Consider the following 16,993-nt stretch of genomic DNA (forward strand, 5'->3'; position numbering starts at 1 on the left):
TTGGAGAGTTTGAAAGAATAGCTGGTAACTTCTTTATTTATAAGGTTTTGTTATTTTATTTTTAATTCTTAAATCATTTTTTTAATCAGTAGTTTCGTCTGCTTTTTTATATCTTATTGTGTTTTCCCTATTGTTTCTATATACTAGTGTAATTAGATATTCTTTTATCAGACTTTATCCAATTTACAGTATCATTAAAGTAAAAATCAAGCACATATATTGTTTTAGATTAAGAGATGGAGATTAAAAAGGAACCATAAATAAATTTCCACCTTTACTATTTGAATTAAATAGTCTGTTTATGTCTAAAACTTCATCTCTAGTATTTTCTTTATATCCTTGAATTTTTATATCATTCTCTTTGCTTTTTTCTTTATTAAATTCAATTTGAGATGAGATATCAAATTCATATTCAATAATGGCTTCAGAACCTTCTAATCCAATATCTTTGTTAATTTGGATAGCTTCTTCCTTTCTTTTATTTATTATGTCATCTAATTCGTCTTCCTCTAAAGTTTTATCTATCCCATAAGCATCTGTCATATAATCATTTGAAAGTTTCTCCCAAGAATCATTAATGTTTTTCTGGATTTCATTATAATAATCACAATCAGATATTTTTGAATCATTGATAAAATCAGTATAATTAGAATTCTCTTTAATTAAACTTGCGAAGCTTTTTATTTGATAATGAGAAATAACATCTTTTGAAAGAATTTTTATTAATTCGGATAAATTCTTTATTTGTTGAACTAAATTATTTTGAGCTATATATTTTAAAATTTCAGTTAAATTATCACGATCATCCCAACTTAAATAGCTTATATCTAAATCATTTATTCTTTCTAATAATTCTACTTCAATTTCATTTTTGTTAAATAATCGAATAAGAGTAGATATGATATCTAGATTAGAATCACTATGAAACCCCTTTAGGAGTTTTTTCTTTTCTTCAAAAATCTCATATAATTTTTTTCTGCTATTTTTATTAGAAAAGTCTATTCTTTTTTCACCTTTAACTATCGTAGTTGCTATTCTGTATTTGAATTGTTCGAAAAATACTGATGATTTAAGTAGTTGTAAATATTCTTCATTAGAATTTTGAAAATATGCAAAAATAAAGTCATCTATTGATGGATTAAAAAAGCTATATCTTATATTATTTTTATCAATAGTTCTAATTATAAAAGCACCTACTAATTCTTTTAAGGCAAAATTATATTCATTTCCTTTTCTCTGATAATTGTTATAAACAACTTCGAGGTTTATTCTACTATTAAAAGCTTCTTTTAGTCTTTCATCTGTGACATAATAAATTCCACCACCCAATGAGTACATCGTTAATAACAATAATCTAGAAATATGCGAAATCTGGACATTAAAAGGTTTCTCCCATATTTTTTTTGGATCATTTAATATATCTAAAACAAATTTTTCTGAATAATCTGAATCAATTATATTATTCTTTTTTGTAATGTCTTGAATTACCCTAGGATTATAGTATCGATGTTTAATAACTTTCCAATGGAAATCATTCTGAAAAAAAATAAACTTTTGGTTAACCTCTATATCTGAAAGGTATATGTGATTATACAAAATTCGTGCTTTATCCCAATCTGTATAGTTTTCAATCTTGACTTCATAATTTGAAATATCAATGTTGGAATTTTGAATTTTATCAGAAATATTTTTTGCCTGATTTAAAATTGTTGTTCTACAAGTCAATATTAATCGTTTATGTTTATCATCCCTAACTCTTTCAATAAAATTTACAATAGCAGAGTCGGCATTTCTTGAACTATACAAATCCAAAGTAATTGCACCTAAAAAGTCATCAAAATAAAATATTTGCTTTTTTTCAGGAGAAAAAACTTCTTCTGCTTCCGTTATTTCTCTGACATATACCAATTCAAAATCTTCAGCTAAAAATTGATAAGTTAGCATATTAGCTAATGTTGACTTGCCAATACCTGGAGCTCCAGTGATTAATATAAAATGATTATTGTTTAGCGCATTAACAGCTTCATTATGCGTTTTATTTGGGACATATACTTTAATTTCTTTTAATATTTTTTCTTTATAAAATTCGGATCTGCCTTTAACACCATTTTTGACTATTTTCTTAATTATGTCAAGAGATGATAGCCAAAGCTTAAAATGCCTCTCTTGAATTTCAGGATAATCATCTAGCCATTTATTTAAGTCTTCTTTGCCTATAACATCTGATGTAGATTGAATGTAAGGATTGAATATATTTTTAATTTCTTCTTTATCTTGTGGGGATAAGGGTAATGAAGTACAGAATAAGTATCTTTTAGGTTTTAATAAAACTACCTTTTGAATTTCATTATTTTTTAAATCTAATTTTAATTTAGAGATACCAGAACCTAAGTAGTGTTTAACTTGAACAATTATTTCGTTTTCATCATTTACTGTTGAATATCTCAAATCAATACCTTTGTCAGGTCCTGGTTTGAATGACTGAAAATTAACATTTAGCTCTTTTGAAAGCAAATCTCTTGTCAATTCCTCTAAGTCTCTATCATTTAAAGTTGAAAAGTCGTAATTAGCCATTATGATTTACGGAATAAGATTTTAAATTAATCCTTTTTTGTGACAAACCATAATTTTTGAATTTATATCTCATGTAAGCTGAAGCCATATCTTCATGAGTTGAAATTATTAATTGATTTGAATAAAATTCATTTCTTAGTAATTCTATGAATCCAGCTATATTGATTTCATCCATAGTTTGAACTGGGTCATCAATTAAAATAATCTTGTTTTGAGAATATTTTTTATGTAATGCTAAAGTAAAAGAAATAATCAATGCTGATAACTGACCGGAGCTCATGGAGAAAACAGCATCAAAAGTTTTGGATGGATTAGTTTGAAATCTTATACCATCTTTATCTGAATAAATGAATAATCCTAAACCTCCTTGGAAATCCTGCATAATTCTTCCTGAGTATATATGAAATATAATTTCAATGTCTTTTATCACTTTTTTCTGATATCCTTTTAAAGATTTTTTATAAATGTTGTTTAAGTTTTTCAGATTGTCTTCTAATGTTTTTGCATTATTGAACTTACCTTCTTTGTTAAGTAATTCTAATTTGTTTCTATCGAGAGTTTCGTTTTGTAATAATGAATATTTATACTTTAAGTAATTCTCTTTTTGGTTTAATTTTTCTAACTCTATGGAGTTCAATAAATCAAACTTATTATCAAAATACTGAGCAAAAAACGCTTTATAATACGATTCAATGCCATCTAATTCAATTTCTATTTTAAGCGAATTTAATATTGAAGCAATATTTTCTGTATCAATTACACTTTCACTACTTAATGTCTCGTTTAAATATTCTTTAAAATCAAAATCAATATTTTCAAATTCCTTTTTTACGGTGTTAAAAAAAACTTCATCAATCGACAAAAATTTATTTATAAAGATGACATCAACTTTAATTTCAATAATTTTCTGATTTAAAATTTCAATGATAGGAAGTATAGTATCTTCCTTAAACTTAATTAATTCTTCATTGAATACTCTACTCTTCAACGAAGTCATTTCTTCCAGATTAACTGATTGGATTTCGATGTTTTCTAATAAGTTATCAATATCATCCCAATCATAGCCACACAAAAAGCAAATTCCGGTTATTTCTATATCTTCCGCTTCTTTTAGTTTTTTGATATTATCAACTAATTTTTCTCTAGATTCTTTTATCTTAGAATAAATACTTTCTAATTCATCTAACTCTTTTAATTTGACACTTAGTGATTCATATCCTTCATTTAAAGGCGAAATTAAATCTTTATCAATTAAATCTTTATCAATTAAGTCTAAATCATGTAGTTCAAATTCAAAAGAATCATCCTTAATATTATCAATAGAAAATTCTGTTAGATCTTCAACAATTTTATTTATATTTAAATATTCATTTTTTTGATTTATTAAAGTTTCTCTTAAAGGAAGAAATTTATAATATAATAGAAAGTTTTCTATTTTTTCAGTATCAGGAATTAAGTTATTAATCTTTTCATTTCGGATATAACTTTTAAATAATACTTTATTTTCAATAAGTTTTTTTAACCTTGAAATTATACCGTCTTCATTAAAAAGATTTTCGTAACTATTACTTTGATAGTTGAACTCTTCTAAATCCCATGAAATTTCTTTCTCAGAGAATAATTTTATGTACTCTGTATTATTAAATCCTGTTGCTAAAAATTCTACGATTTTCTTTATTGATTCATGCAAATTATCAATTTCTCTTTTTTTATCAGCGTTACATAATTCACTAATTTTATTTTTTAACTTATCAATTTTGCTGATTTTATTTTCAAATTCATAAACATTAAATAAGTGAGATATATGTTGCTTTCTATTTTTGTCTTGGCTCTTTAATAAAAACAAACTGTCCTCTTGTTCAATATAATTTAAAAACTGAAAATTCTGTCTGTAATTTGAACCTAGAATTTGGGTTAAATATTCCTCTTCATTTTGAATTAAACTTTTTTCTTCAGAAGCAAATTCATCTTTAAAGTATAGTTTGTAGAAACTAAAATCTACTGAATTTATTAACTCGCCTCTTTTCGCAATTCTCTCTAAGATATGTGAAGTATCACCTTTTAGAAATTCAATCGTTATTGATATATCACCATTTGCATAATCACATAGAAAAGGATGTTCGGAAAAACTTTCTCTACCATCAATTAATCTGCCTCTTAAATCATCAAATCGTCTTATTTTACCCGTAAATAGTAATTCTATTGCATCATAAATCGATGTTTTTCCAAATCCATTAGGACCATCAAAAACAATTAAATCTGAAGTTTCAAAATCGATACTTATATTTTGAAAAACTTTAAAATTATGTATTTCTATTCTTTTAATTTTCATCTGAATTCAATGTTGGTATTAAAAAGGCGTATATAATGTCTGAGTTCATTTCATCAATATTTTCAACACTTCTATTGAAAAAGTTTTGATCAATTAAATTGTTTAATTCTCCAAATGAACCAATTTCAATTTTCTGTCTATTATTATCAGTTAAAGCATTTAGTCCATTCTCTTGGATAATGCTGAGTTTTATTAATGGAATTTTATGGACTAGACGATAAAGAAGTGATTCATAATCATTATTATTGATATTCTCTTTATGTTTTTTAAATGTTTCTTCCTCTAAGATTTTATTTTCAATAAAATCTTTAATCGTTTGTTGTTGTGACTCTAATGCTTGATTAAACTTTTCTACTTCAGTATCTTTATATAAAATAATTTGTTTTTTAAAAAGGTATGGATTCTCTTCTACGTCTAAAACCAAATTTTGGATATTGTTAAAGTTTTCAACTTTATGAATAATTATCATACTTACGTTTTTATCAAACCATTCATTATTAGCTACTTCTTTTGCAATATTAAAGTAGTCAGATTGTTTTTCAATTACCTCTGTTAAATTTTCGGTTTCAATTACTAACCAATATGAATATTTATTTTCATTTTCAAAAAAATGTAATTCACCAAAATTTAACTCTTTACTTATTAGACCAATTTGATGGAATAAGTTATTAATTATTGTTTTCATTTAGTTTTTGCTTTGCTTGTTGTAAATCAATCAACGAAATCTTTTTCCATTTAGTAATTTTATCATATTCAGAAGATGTTGAATTATTTAAGACGTCAATATCCGATTGATTTATTCTAGTTGATTTATTTGCTTCTTCTATAACTGACGTTACATTACATCCTTCTGTAATTATGTAGTCTGAATTAAAAGGTACCTCAATCAGAGTATCTAATGCTGTGTTTAATATGTCAATTGATATATTTTGTTTACTTGCAGGTGAATTTGAAACTATAATACTTGAAGGAAAATATTTTTTATTTTGATTATCAGTCCAACCTATTTTGTCAATCTCATCTGGATTTCTAATCCCATTAAGAATATTTAAAAAAACTGTCTTTACTTCATTTATTAGTAGAGAATTATCTTTGTATTCTTGAAGTGTTGAAAATTTAACATGTCTATGAGGCATTATTTTTTGTAGAAATTCTTCAAATTGAGGATTAGCTAAACTATTGAAATAAACCAAATATAGATGTAGTTTTTTTTGTGCTTCTTTATTAATTTCATCTTCGAACTCAAGACAAAATTCCTGGAAATATCTGTTTAAGTCAATCTTAAGTTTCTTAATAAAATAGCTTTTATCCTGTTGGAGGCTAGCTAAATCTGTGATAATAATATCTTTAAATCTATTTAATGAAATTGTACTATAATATGCAGATTTATTAATAGAATCCCCATTTGGAGAATGATTTTGTGCATGAATTAAGACAATGTTATCGGTAATTAAAGATTCTAGTTCATTACACAAAATTTCTAGATAATTATCATTAGATAAAAGAGTTAATTCAAATTTAGTTAAGCAATTATTTGCTTGAGCTTTTATTTTATCTTGTAAATCCTCAATTTTACAGTATGGATTACCATCATAATCATATATTTTAAGGTTCGTGTGTAGTCCTTCAATATCTGCTTTACTTTTTTCATTATTCGTTGCTAAATGAAAGAATGCTTCTTCATCACAAGGAAAATTAACTTTCCTTTGTTCTAATTTTTCAAAAGCTTCTTTATATCTTGAATAATAATGGCTTTTGACAGCCTTTACTTGGTGCAGCGTTACTGGTTTGGGTTCGTTATTTTCATATCGTATTATCGCAAAATCTTCTAATGAATCAAGTTGTAAATGCAATCCATCAACACTATCTTTTTCGTTTATTAATTTTAATACATGATATAAAGCAACTTTACCTTGATATATAAATCCATTCCAGGTATCGGCTGCTGAATGGATATCATTTGGATCTATTGTTGGCGTCATGGCATATTTTTTTATAATAATACTTGTTGTATTAATTATATCGTTTTAAATCTTTCATTAAGATTTTTTATTTTTTTAAATTCAAACGTTTCCCTATTGAAGAATCTCAATTTATATTAGCTTTTAACGCTTTTTGATAATTCAAAATAAAGGATATTTTTATCCGTATCAATGATTAAAGCTAAACTATTTTTGTCAATAGTGGATTAAGGTCATATGCTGGATAGTATCTAACCTTCTTCTGTTAGTACGAAACCATGATTTCTTAAATGGTCGTCCGTATTGAAAATTATTCTGCAGCATAGCTGATGTAAATTTGCTTCTATGCCATATTGAATTTTTATATTTTAACTGTATTTGATCAATAAAGCAAATGTTACTATTTAATTCATAGCTTTTTTACGGAAAACCATAAGTCTCAAATGGAGTATCTCCAAAAGTATCAATTTAGTAATATAAAACAGTACGTATAAATACCTAATTTATAAGTATGAATCTGTTATTCAGTAAGGTAAAAGCTGATTTAAAAATCATTTTTATTTAACGATTAGTTTAAATCGAATTTTAAACTTTAATTAAATAATTTCAATTTGATTCAATACGACTGTTATGAGATCAAAATCTGGAAAATCTTCAAAAAAGAAAGGAAAAAAAATGACTGAAGCTGAAAGGGAAGATGCTCTGGTTGCTTTGATTGTTCGAATTATTGTTGCACAAACGCTAAAAGAATTCTATAGAAAAAACAAGGATAGTGAAAGGGATTGAGAAAAATCTGTTGAACACTTAGCTTGTTTATTTGTAATGTATTGATTTTAAATGATTTAAAGTGTTAGATTCTCACTGACTACCAACTTTTTTAATGAAATTTTTATGCTTTTTCAAATAAAAACGCATAAAAATTTTGAGTTAAAAAGATGTAAGTGATTAATTATCAATGTATTATTAAATAAAAAAGGAAGGTGTTCGATACCTTCCTTTTTGTGGAGTCGCCGGGAATCGAACCCGGGTCCAAACAAGCAACTAAAGAGCTTTCTACACGTTTATTTCCTGATTGGATTTTCGATGTTAAGCTAGGTCAGGAACAACCACTCAACACTTATCTTCTTAATTTCGAAATCCACCCGAAGCTCATGGAAATCTAGGTCTATTTTTACGGTTCCCCTATACTGACCGCCACAAACCAAGGCTTTCAAGGAGAATCCAGCTTCCCTATCTGATAGGGACGTGGCTAATCTTACTGTAATTCAGATTATGCAGCTAAAGCGTAGTTATTTTCGCCGTGTGAAATTGTAAGATCTTATATTTACGAGCAAGGTCTCAATGCTCGACGTGCTTACTTTTCAATTCGACTTGCTGTCAAAACCAGTCGACCCCAAAAATGAGTTTGCAAATTTATACTATTTGAAGTTAGTTTCGTAATAAATTTTTCAGAAAAATATCTTTATTCTTCGTCCTTAAAATTAAACGGGTAATCTCCGAAAACAGGAGCCAGTTTACGGACTGCATAAGTGTTTCGCGTAAATTTATTCGATAAAGCTATAATAGTGATGTTTTCTTTCTGCAACGGAATATAAGATGACGTATAACCATGCCACCAGCCGTTATGGAAGTAAAAATTCTGTCCGGTCTCCCAATTGATCATTCTGATTCCCAGACCATAATTTTTGGTGCCTTTGCGTTCGTTGCTGTAACCGGTATAAACTTGTTTTAATAAGTCAGGCTTTAAAAAATCAGGTGAATTTCTGGCACGGTCAAATTTTAATAAATCGCGTGGAGTGGAGAAAATATTTTTATCACCATAAACAGCATCCATATAATCCAGTCCAATTTCGACGTTGTTTCCTTTATAAGACGGAACGATTGTTCTTCTGTCTTTTTTCCAGTCAAAAACAAAAGTATGCTTCATTCCCAGAGGTTTAAAAATCATTTCGGTCATTGCCTCTTTATACGACAGACCTGTTATTTTTTCAATAATAAGCGCCAGCATGGCATAATTGGTATTGCAATACGCAAAGCGGGTTCCTGTTGTTGCTTCCAATCCAATATTTTTAGTAGCCAAAAGCTCCAAAATATCTTTATTGGTCAGTTGATTGTGTCTGTCCCAAACCGATTTATCCCTGTCGGTGAAATAAGCGTAATTTCTCATTCCGCTGCGGTGGCTCAATAACATTCGAACCGTACATTCCGGATAAGGAAAGGTTTTTAAGATGGTGTTTACTTTTTGGTCTAAATCCAGTTTTCCGGCATTCACCAGTTTTAAAACTGCAGTCGCTGTCAAAACTTTACTTACAGATGCAATATGAATAGGTGTATCTGCATTGATCGTTGTACCTTCATTTCGGTCTGCGTAACCATTATATCGTTCAAAAATAATCTGACCATTTTTTGCTACCAAAAAACCGCCGTTCATACTATTGTTCTTCCAGTTTTTAGTGTAAAAGTGATTTATTCTTCCTGCAACCGAATTGATATAAGCCTGACTTATTTTTTTTTCCGGTCCTAAAGGTTTCATCTTAGGCAAAGTATCCTCGACCGCTGTAATCTCTTTTTCTGTGTTTTTTTTATCTTTTCCGCAGGATCCTAAAACTAAGATTAGAAAAAGTATTTGTGGTATATTTGTTTTTTTAAGGAAGCTCATTTTCATCATTCTTTAAAAACAAATATATAGAATTCAATACTTTTGATTTGCCCTTTATTAATCTGCAGAATATAGTTTTTAACTTTTTTTTAACTTCTTTTTTTTGTAGTCGATTGTGCATCAGCTTTTAGCATTATAAATCTGTTTGAAATTAAAGAATTACAACAAAAATTTAACTTATTTTGTTATATTTGAAACAAATTAAGCCTGAAAAGTTATATTAATATTTACTCTAATCCGATATAAATGAAATTTGGTATTATAAAAGAAAGAAAAAACCCACCAGACAGACGTGTTGTGTTTGCACCAAGTGAACTTGCAAAACTGAAACAGCTTTATCATGAGGCTACAGTTGAAGTTGAAAGCTCAGATATTAGAATATTTTCTGATGTTCAATACCAAAGTTTAGGGATAACTATTACAGATGATGTTTCTGATTGTGATGTTTTATTCGGAGTAAAAGAAGTTCCGGTAGAAAATTTAATTCCAAATAAATCGTATTTCTTTTTTTCTCATACTATAAAGAAACAACCTTATAACAGAAAGCTATTATTAGCTATTTTGGAAAAAAATATCGATTTATACGATCACGAAACTATTGTGGACAGTAATAACCGAAGGCTGATTGGTTTTGGAAAATATGCCGGAATGGTTGGTGTTTACAACGGAATTCGTGCTTTTGGATTAAAATTCGAATTGTTTAAATTGCCAAAAGCTGAAACTCTTGCCGGAAAAGAAGCCCTGATCATGCATTTGAAACGCATTACGTTACCTCCTTTAAAATTTGTCATTACCGGAACCGGTAAAGTTGGTAGCGGAGCCAAAGAAATTCTGGATGCTATAAAAATAAAAGAAATTGCGGTTGAAAATTATTTAACTAAAAACTATACCCAACCGGTATACGTTCAGTTGGATGTTTTAGAATACAACAAACGAATTGACGGACAGGTTCTTGATTTTAATGATTTTGTAACGCATCCGGAAGCTTATGTTTCTGATTTTGAAAAATTCACAAAAGTAACCGACGTTTATTTCACTGGTCATTTTTATGCAAGTGAAGCACCGGTAATTTTGACAAGAGAAATGTTGAATGCAAGTGATTGTAAGATAAAAGTGGTAGCGGATATTTCATGTGATGTCAAAGGGCCAATTGCCTGTACCTTACGTTCTTCCACAATTGCAGAACCAATCTACGGATACTGGCCTGCCGAAGATAAAGAAGTAGATGTTTTTCACCCGGGTGCAGTTGTCGTAATGGCAGTTGATAATCTTCCGTGTGAAATTCCAAAAGATGCCAGTGAAGGTTTCGGGGAACAATTTATGGAACATGTAATCCCTGCTTTCTTTAATGGAGATAAAGATGGAATTCTGCAAAGAGCCAAAATAACAGAGAATGGAAAACTGACTCCAAGATTTAGTTATTTACAGGACTACGTAGACGGGAAATAAGTTTTTAGTCTCAGTTTGCAGTCTCAGTTTACAGTCTGGGAGGGTAGTAAAAGTTTGCCATTCCAATAACTGAAAACGGAGACTGAGACTGAATACTTTTTACACCATCTCATTTGGTTTTACCCAGGCATCAAAATCTTCAGATGTAACATAGCCCAGGCGAACGGCTTCTTCTTTTAGGGTTGTTTCGTTTTTGTGTGCGGTCTGTGCGATCTCGGCTGCTTTATAATATCCGATTTTGGTGTTCAGAGCGGTAACCAGCATTAGGGAATTGTCTACTAATTCTTTGATACGTTTGTGGTTGGGCTCAATTCCCTGTGCGCAGTGTTCGTCAAATGAAATACAGGCATCACCCAATAAATGAGCTGATTGAAGAAAATTGGCCGCCATGAGCGGTTTGAAAACATTCAATTCATAATGTCCCTGCATGCCACCGATAGCAATAGCCATATCGTTTCCGATAACTTGTGCGCAAACCATTGTCAAAGCTTCACATTGTGTCGGATTTACTTTTCCCGGCATTATGGATGATCCGGGCTCGTTTTCAGGAATATGAATTTCTCCAATTCCCGAGCGGGGGCCCGAAGCCAGCATTCTGATGTCATTCGCAATTTTATTTAAAGAAACAGCGAGTTGTTTTAATGCTCCGTGTGTTTCAACAATAGCATCATGGGCTGCCAAAGCTTCAAATTTGTTTTCAGCCGTTATAAAAGGATGATTGGTAAATTTGGCAATGTATTCGGCCACTTTTACGTCATAACCTTCCGGAGTGTTAAGTCCTGTTCCTACTGCGGTTCCGCCCAGTGCAATTTCGGATAAATGTGCTAAAGTATTTTTTAATGCTTTCAATCCGAATGTTAATTGGGCAGCATAACCTGAAATTTCCTGACCTAAAGTAAGCGGCGTAGCATCCATAAGGTGGGTGCGTCCAATTTTTACAACATCTTTATAGGCTACTGCTTTTGCATGCAGTGTATCTCTTAATTTTTCGACACCGGGAATGGTAGTTTCTACAATCATCTTATAAGCAGCGATATGCATCCCGGTTGGGAAAGTATCATTCGAGGATTGCGATTTATTGACATCGTCATTTGCTTTTATAAATTGCTCGCCTTCACCAATCTGAAAACCTTTAAGAACTTGTGCTCGGTTGGCAATTACTTCATTTACGTTCATATTGCTTTGCGTACCCGAACCTGTCTGCCAAATCACCAATGGAAACTGATCGTCTAATTTTCCTGCCAGGATTTCGTTACACACCGCTGCAATAGCATCTCTTTTTTCAAGTGGTAAAACGCCTAAATCATAATTCGCATATGCAGCAGCTTTTTTTAAATAAGCAAAGCCTTCTATAATTTCTTTTGGCATAGAAGCCGATGGTCCGATTTTGAAATTGTTTCTCGAACGTTCTGTCTGCGCACCCCAATATTTATCGGCCGGGACCTGAACTTCTCCCATGGTGTCTTTTTCTATTCTGTATTTCATTTGTTTGTTTTGTGTAATTGTGAATTGTAAGCTGTAAAATATTATTTGTAAAATGTGAACTGCGACTGTGACTGTAAACTGCGACTGTAAACTTTTTTAAAAAGCCCTTATTTAAAATGAGTTTAAATATACGGATTATTGTTATTTTATGAAAATTGATTTGGTTTTTATTGGCAAGGAAAGATATAAAACCTACATTTGTGCTTACATTCAAAAATTCCGGAAAACATGTTTGAATTTTCACAGTACTTAGGTTTTTTACTTTTCTTAACCATACTAACTATAGGTTTTTGGTTAATGTTCTTCTTAGTTGGTTTCGTATCTTATTGGGTTACGGGAGCAAGCTGGGAAATGTTCAAAGAAATGAGAGCAAAGAAAAAGCAAGAACAATCAATTTAATTTTAAATTGATTTCATAAAAAAAGGACCCGTTTTTACGAGTCCTTTTTTTTATTGCGGAAAATCCAAAATCCAAAATCCAAAATCCAAAATCCAAAATCCAAAATCCAAAATCCAAAATCCAAATTCCAATTTACTAAGACTTCATAAATAAGTTTTAGTAAATTGGAATTTGGAATTTAAAAAAAATGAAATTTAACTTAAGTTATCCCGGAAATTCTCCACCGCCTTCATTTCCTCCTTCTCTCTGAGCAGGATTTTTCTCTCTTTCATTTTTAGCTTTGTTAAAACGATAAGTGAAGGATAAGTTGAATTGACGTTTACGGAACTGAAATTCACTGTATGAATTTACTTCGTCCAGATACGTATAGGATCTCATTTTTCTGGAGTTGAAAATATCGCTTACATTAAAAGCAATAGTAGCTTTCTCTTTCAGCACATCTTTACTAAAAGAAGTATTCATTCCGAATTGCCCTAAATTTTTACCCTGTGCTGTTTTCTGAGAACCGTTATACATAGAAGTCAGCTGCCAGTCGATTTTGTATGGTAAAGTCACTTTTGAACTGATTCTTGCAAACCACGAATTGGCCTGATTGTCTAAATTCTGAGTTACAAGGTTACCTGTTTGTATATCAGTATAAGTATTTTCTCCGGTTGTTTTGACATTATAAAGATTGAAATTACTGTTTAATCTCCACCATTTATAAGGGGTGTAATTAAGTGTAAATTCAAAACCGAATTTTTGTTCTTTCCCTACATTAATCGGTGTGTTAACAATTACCGGAATTCCACCTACCATATCTCCGTTTGGATAGCGAACGAAGCTAAATACATCTTTTGTATTTTCGAAATAAGCTGATGTATTAAAAGTTACCTTGTCCCAGCGTTTGATATAACCAAGGTCAAATTTATCTGTTAAGGAAGGATCTAAATCCGGATTTCCCTGAAAAATATTGATATTACTTGAATAGTTGACGGCAGGATTCATAAAACGTCCTCTTGGTCTTGAAAGACGTTTGCTGTAACTTGCTGAGAAATTACTCTGATCTGAAATCTCGTAACTAATAAAAGCACTTGGAAATAAATTGTTGTATTTCTTCGTATTGAATTCTTTTGTATCTAAAAGATTTACCTGAATATTAGTGTCTTCCCAACGCAATCCAAATAAATAGGAGAATTTGTTTACTTTAAAACCATATTGGGTATAAAGTGCATTGATGTTTTCTTTATACTCTAAAGTGTTGGATAAATTAGTAATTGTCGCCCCTGCAGGATCAAGAACATAATACTCATTGTTTAAATTACTGAAACTTCCTTTGTATCCTGCTTCGAACTGACTTCCTTCGCTGATTGGCAAAACATAGTCGGTTTGTAACTGAACTTGTTTCTGCACCTGGTTGTTTAGTGTACTGTTGTATTTCTGTGTTCCTGAAATATCACTGTTACTATCATCATTATTCTTTGAAATAGAAGCGTCAACGGTAAGTTTATGTCCTTTATCGTTGAAGTTTTTTATTAAATTAGAAGTGTATTCTATATTATCGCTATCCGTAATCCCTTTGTTTAATCGGTAAGAACTACCGGTAAAATTATGATTAACATCAAAATTATTATAGTTAATCAAATCTTTGTCTTCACCTGAATTATTCTGGTAATTGATCGCATTTGTCCAAAAAGTGGTTGGATTAATGGTCCATTCAACTCCGGCTCTTCCATTAAATCCTTTTCTGATTCTTTTGGTGTCACGGTCTTCATCTAAATAACTTTTAGTGGTACTATCTTCATTTAAATATTCGGAATTGGTTAAACCTGTACCTTCATTGGTTCTGTAGTTGTACCCTGCAGTTGTAAAGTAGTTTAATTTTTCTGTTTTATAATTCAGATTCGCACTTAAACCATAGCTTTCAGGAAGACCTGTTGAAGCAATAAAAGTTCCGTTAAGTCCTTGGTTTTTACCTTTTTTAAGGATAATGTTAATTAATCCTGAACCACCTTCAGCATCATAACGCGCTGATGGATTAGTGATAACTTCTACCTTGTCAATAGCATCGGCAGGCAGCTGACGTAACGCTTCAGCTACATTGATCGCGTTTGAAGGTCTTCCGTCAATTAAAATCCTGATATTATCACTTCCTCTTAAGCTTACATTTCCTTCGGTATCCACAGAAACAGACGGCACATTATCTAAAACGTCACTTACAGTTCCGCCTTTTACCATCATGTCCTGACCCACATTATAAACTTTTTTATCCAGCTTTATTTCGACGGTAGATTTTTCTGCGCGAACAACAACTTCATTCAGTTGCGCAGCGTCTTCAGAAAGATTTACAACACCTAAATTAGTATCAGTCTCAATATTTTTTTGTTTGATCTCGGTTGCCTTAAACGAAATAAATTCAATCTTTATATCGTATGTTCCCGGAGCAACCGCTACTTCAAATTCTCCTTTTGGATTTGTAATTCCACCCGCAATAACTTTAGTGTCATTTGGAGCCATAATCGAAATAGTAGCATATTCCAAAGGTTGTTTGCTTACTTTTTCGAAAACTTTTCCGGTAACTTTTACTTTATTGCCTCCAGATTGCGGTTGTTGGGCATAGTTGTAAAAACTTGTAAAAAGCAATACAAGTAATACAGCAAATTTGATTTGTTTCATTGTCTTTTTTGGTTCTTTTTCTTCTTAGACCGCAAATTTAGCTTTTGGTTTAAAGCGAAAAGTCACAAAAAAATGTTAATGCTGTTCTTTATAATCAATCTAAAAAAGAAGCTACCAAATCTAAATCTCTTCCAATGATGGCTTTTCCGTCTTTTATTACAATTGGGCGTTCTATTAAAATAGGATGGTCAGCCATTGCCTGAATAATTTCATCATCAGTCAGGGTCTTTTGCTTGTAATTTTCAATCCAGATTTTTTCTTTAATCCTTACTAAATCAAGAGGTTTTAAATTTAGTTTTTCAAGTAACGTTTTTAAATCAGTAAACGAAGGTGTTTCTGTCAGGTACGGAATGATTTTGTAATCCTGATTGGACTGGTCTAAAAAGGCAAGACAATTTCTTGATTTTCCGCAACGTGGATTATGGTAAACTTCGATCATTTTATTTTTTTTAATTTATTACGGGAGAATTCGGTATTTTAGCAAGACCAAAAATAAGATTTACTTATTAAACTGAATTCTCATTTTTAAATTTTTATAAATATGTTTTTAGAACTAGGAATTAAACCCGAAAATAAATTCTGGAAATATCTTTTAGGGTCCGTTTTTATCATTACTGCGTCCTTTATTGGTCAGATTCCTTTTTCTATCGCAGTTCTTTATAAAAGTTTTAATTCCAATAAAGCTTTTCCAACGGATAGTGATTTGGCTTTAAAAATGTTTGAACCTAATTTGACATTGTTTTTGGTGATGATTTCTTTTGCTTTTGCATTTGCAGGGATTTATTTTGTTGTAAAGCACCTGCACCATCAGACTATTCTATCAATAACAACCCCCCGCAGAAAAATAGACTGGGGACGTATTTTGTTTTCTTTTACGTTATGGTCGGTTTTTTCTCTGCTGAGTTTTGTAACGCTCTATTTTAAATCTCCTGAAAATTTTGTATGGAATTTTAAATTAATTCCCTTTCTGATTTTATTTGTTCTTGGTGTTGTATTGATTCCGATACAGACCAGTACAGAGGAATATGTTTTTAGAGGTTATCTGATGCAGGGGTTTGCGAATCTGGCTTTAAACAGATGGTTTCCGTTATTGATGACATCGCTAATTTTTGGTTCTATGCACTTTTTTAATCCTGAAGTCGCTAAAATGGGTTATGTGATTATGATATATTACATTGGTACGGGCTTTTTTTTAGGTATTTTAACACTTATGGATGAAGGAATTGAGTTGTCCCTAGGGTTTCATGCTGCTAATAATCTGATTGGGGCTTTATTGGTCACTTCAGACTGGTCTGTTTTTCAGACTCATTCTATTTTCAAAGATATGTCAGAACCTTCAGCGGGCTTAGATGTGATTTTGCCCGTGTTGGTTATTTATCCGATTCTGCTTTTTATTTTTACTAAAAAATACGGCTGGAGCAATTGGAAGGAAAAATTAACGGGTAAAATTAATAGTGTTGAATCATTAAATTAAAACTT

At 30.6% G+C, this 16,993-nt stretch carries 11 protein-coding genes and 1 other RNA gene; 3 read left to right on the top strand and 9 right to left on the bottom strand.

Annotated elements, in window-relative coordinates; genetic code table 11:
* Positions 1 to 243: 243 nt before the first annotated feature.
* The 4 genes from HAV12_RS06950 to HAV12_RS06965 are packed head-to-tail and all read right to left on the bottom strand — an operon-like array spanning position 244 to position 6,888.
* Positions 244 to 2,574, bottom strand: coding sequence for a restriction endonuclease (locus tag HAV12_RS06950; protein WP_171569014.1), 2,331 nt, complete (start codon positions 2,572 to 2,574; stop codon positions 244 to 246).
* The gene (locus HAV12_RS06955) at positions 2,567 to 4,906 is read right to left on the bottom strand and encodes an AAA family ATPase (protein ID WP_171569015.1); all 2,340 of its coding nucleotides are present in this window, start codon (positions 4,904 to 4,906) and stop codon (positions 2,567 to 2,569) included. Before HAV12_RS06955 ends, HAV12_RS06950 begins: the two co-directional genes overlap by 8 nt.
* Positions 4,896 to 5,591, bottom strand: a complete 696-nt coding sequence (locus tag HAV12_RS06960) for an ABC-three component system middle component 1 (RefSeq protein ID WP_171569016.1) — start codon at positions 5,589 to 5,591, stop codon at positions 4,896 to 4,898. Before HAV12_RS06960 ends, HAV12_RS06955 begins: the two co-directional genes overlap by 11 nt.
* The gene (locus tag HAV12_RS06965) at positions 5,575 to 6,888 is read right to left on the bottom strand and encodes an ABC-three component system protein (RefSeq protein ID WP_171569017.1); all 1,314 of its coding nucleotides are present in this window, start codon (positions 6,886 to 6,888) and stop codon (positions 5,575 to 5,577) included. Before HAV12_RS06965 ends, HAV12_RS06960 begins: the two co-directional genes overlap by 17 nt.
* A 609-nt stretch (positions 6,889 to 7,497) precedes the next feature.
* Between HAV12_RS06965 and HAV12_RS06970 the strand changes: the two genes are divergently transcribed.
* The gene (locus tag HAV12_RS06970; protein WP_171569018.1) at positions 7,498 to 7,653 is read left to right on the top strand and encodes a hypothetical protein; all 156 of its coding nucleotides are present in this window, start codon (positions 7,498 to 7,500) and stop codon (positions 7,651 to 7,653) included.
* Positions 7,654 to 7,866: 213 nt separating this feature from the next.
* Here the strand turns inward: HAV12_RS06970 and ssrA are convergent.
* Positions 7,867 to 8,262, bottom strand: a transfer-messenger RNA (tmRNA) gene (gene ssrA / locus HAV12_RS06975).
* Between the two features lie 67 nt (positions 8,263 to 8,329).
* Positions 8,330 to 9,532: a serine hydrolase gene (locus HAV12_RS06980; protein WP_171571641.1), complete on the bottom strand. Its 1,203-nt coding sequence runs from the start codon at positions 9,530 to 9,532 to the stop codon at positions 8,330 to 8,332.
* A gap of 240 nt (positions 9,533 to 9,772) precedes the next feature.
* Between HAV12_RS06980 and HAV12_RS06985 the strand changes: the two genes are divergently transcribed.
* Positions 9,773 to 10,975 (top strand): NAD(P)-dependent oxidoreductase, encoded by a 1,203-nt coding sequence (locus tag HAV12_RS06985; RefSeq protein ID WP_171569019.1) that lies wholly within the window; start codon positions 9,773 to 9,775, stop codon positions 10,973 to 10,975.
* Positions 10,976 to 11,074: 99 nt separating this feature from the next.
* Here HAV12_RS06985 and fumC read toward each other — a convergent pair whose 3' ends face one another.
* The 3 genes from fumC to HAV12_RS07000 all read right to left on the bottom strand — a co-directional run bounded on the left by fumC (position 11,075) and on the right by HAV12_RS07000 (position 15,953).
* Complete coding sequence (gene fumC, locus HAV12_RS06990; RefSeq protein WP_171569020.1) at positions 11,075 to 12,460, bottom strand: class II fumarate hydratase; 1,386 nt, start codon at positions 12,458 to 12,460, stop codon at positions 11,075 to 11,077.
* Between the two features lie 603 nt (positions 12,461 to 13,063).
* A complete protein-coding gene (locus HAV12_RS06995) occupies positions 13,064 to 15,514 on the bottom strand; it encodes an outer membrane beta-barrel family protein (protein ID WP_171569021.1) in 2,451 nt (816 codons plus the stop codon).
* Between the two features lie 94 nt (positions 15,515 to 15,608).
* A complete protein-coding gene (locus HAV12_RS07000; protein WP_171569022.1) occupies positions 15,609 to 15,953 on the bottom strand; it encodes an arsenate reductase family protein in 345 nt (114 codons plus the stop codon).
* A 102-nt stretch (positions 15,954 to 16,055) separates the two neighbouring features.
* On the opposite strand from HAV12_RS07000, the gene HAV12_RS07005 reads away from it, so the two are divergent.
* The gene (locus tag HAV12_RS07005) at positions 16,056 to 16,988 is read left to right on the top strand and encodes a CPBP family intramembrane glutamic endopeptidase (RefSeq protein WP_171569023.1); all 933 of its coding nucleotides are present in this window, start codon (positions 16,056 to 16,058) and stop codon (positions 16,986 to 16,988) included.
* Positions 16,989 to 16,993: the final 5 nt, after the last annotated feature.

This window comes from Flavobacterium sp. CLA17 (assembly GCF_013112255.2).
GTDB lineage: Bacteria > Bacteroidota > Bacteroidia > Flavobacteriales > Flavobacteriaceae > Flavobacterium > Flavobacterium circumlabens.

What these genes read in the sequence shown, in the direction of transcription:
- HAV12_RS06995 (WP_171569021.1), bottom strand. Translation starts at nt 15,514, where the DNA reads ATGAAACAAATCAAATTTGCTGTATTACTTGTATTGCTTTTTACAAGT.
- fumC (WP_171569020.1), bottom strand. Translation starts at nt 12,460, where the DNA reads ATGAAATACAGAATAGAAAAAGACACCATGGGAGAAGTTCAGGTCCCG.
- HAV12_RS06980 (WP_171571641.1), bottom strand. Translation starts at nt 9,532, where the DNA reads ATGAAAATGAGCTTCCTTAAAAAAACAAATATACCACAAATACTTTTT.
- HAV12_RS07005 (WP_171569023.1), top strand. Translation starts at nt 16,056, where the DNA reads ATGTTTTTAGAACTAGGAATTAAACCCGAAAATAAATTCTGGAAATAT.
- HAV12_RS06985 (WP_171569019.1), top strand. Translation starts at nt 9,773, where the DNA reads ATGAAATTTGGTATTATAAAAGAAAGAAAAAACCCACCAGACAGACGT.
- HAV12_RS06950 (WP_171569014.1), bottom strand. Translation starts at nt 2,574, where the DNA reads ATGGCTAATTACGACTTTTCAACTTTAAATGATAGAGACTTAGAGGAA.
- HAV12_RS06960 (WP_171569016.1), bottom strand. Translation starts at nt 5,591, where the DNA reads ATGAAAACAATAATTAATAACTTATTCCATCAAATTGGTCTAATAAGT.
- HAV12_RS06965 (WP_171569017.1), bottom strand. Translation starts at nt 6,888, where the DNA reads ATGACGCCAACAATAGATCCAAATGATATCCATTCAGCAGCCGATACC.
- HAV12_RS06970 (WP_171569018.1), top strand. Translation starts at nt 7,498, where the DNA reads ATGAGATCAAAATCTGGAAAATCTTCAAAAAAGAAAGGAAAAAAAATG.
- HAV12_RS07000 (WP_171569022.1), bottom strand. Translation starts at nt 15,953, where the DNA reads ATGATCGAAGTTTACCATAATCCACGTTGCGGAAAATCAAGAAATTGT.
- HAV12_RS06955 (WP_171569015.1), bottom strand. Translation starts at nt 4,906, where the DNA reads ATGAAAATTAAAAGAATAGAAATACATAATTTTAAAGTTTTTCAAAAT.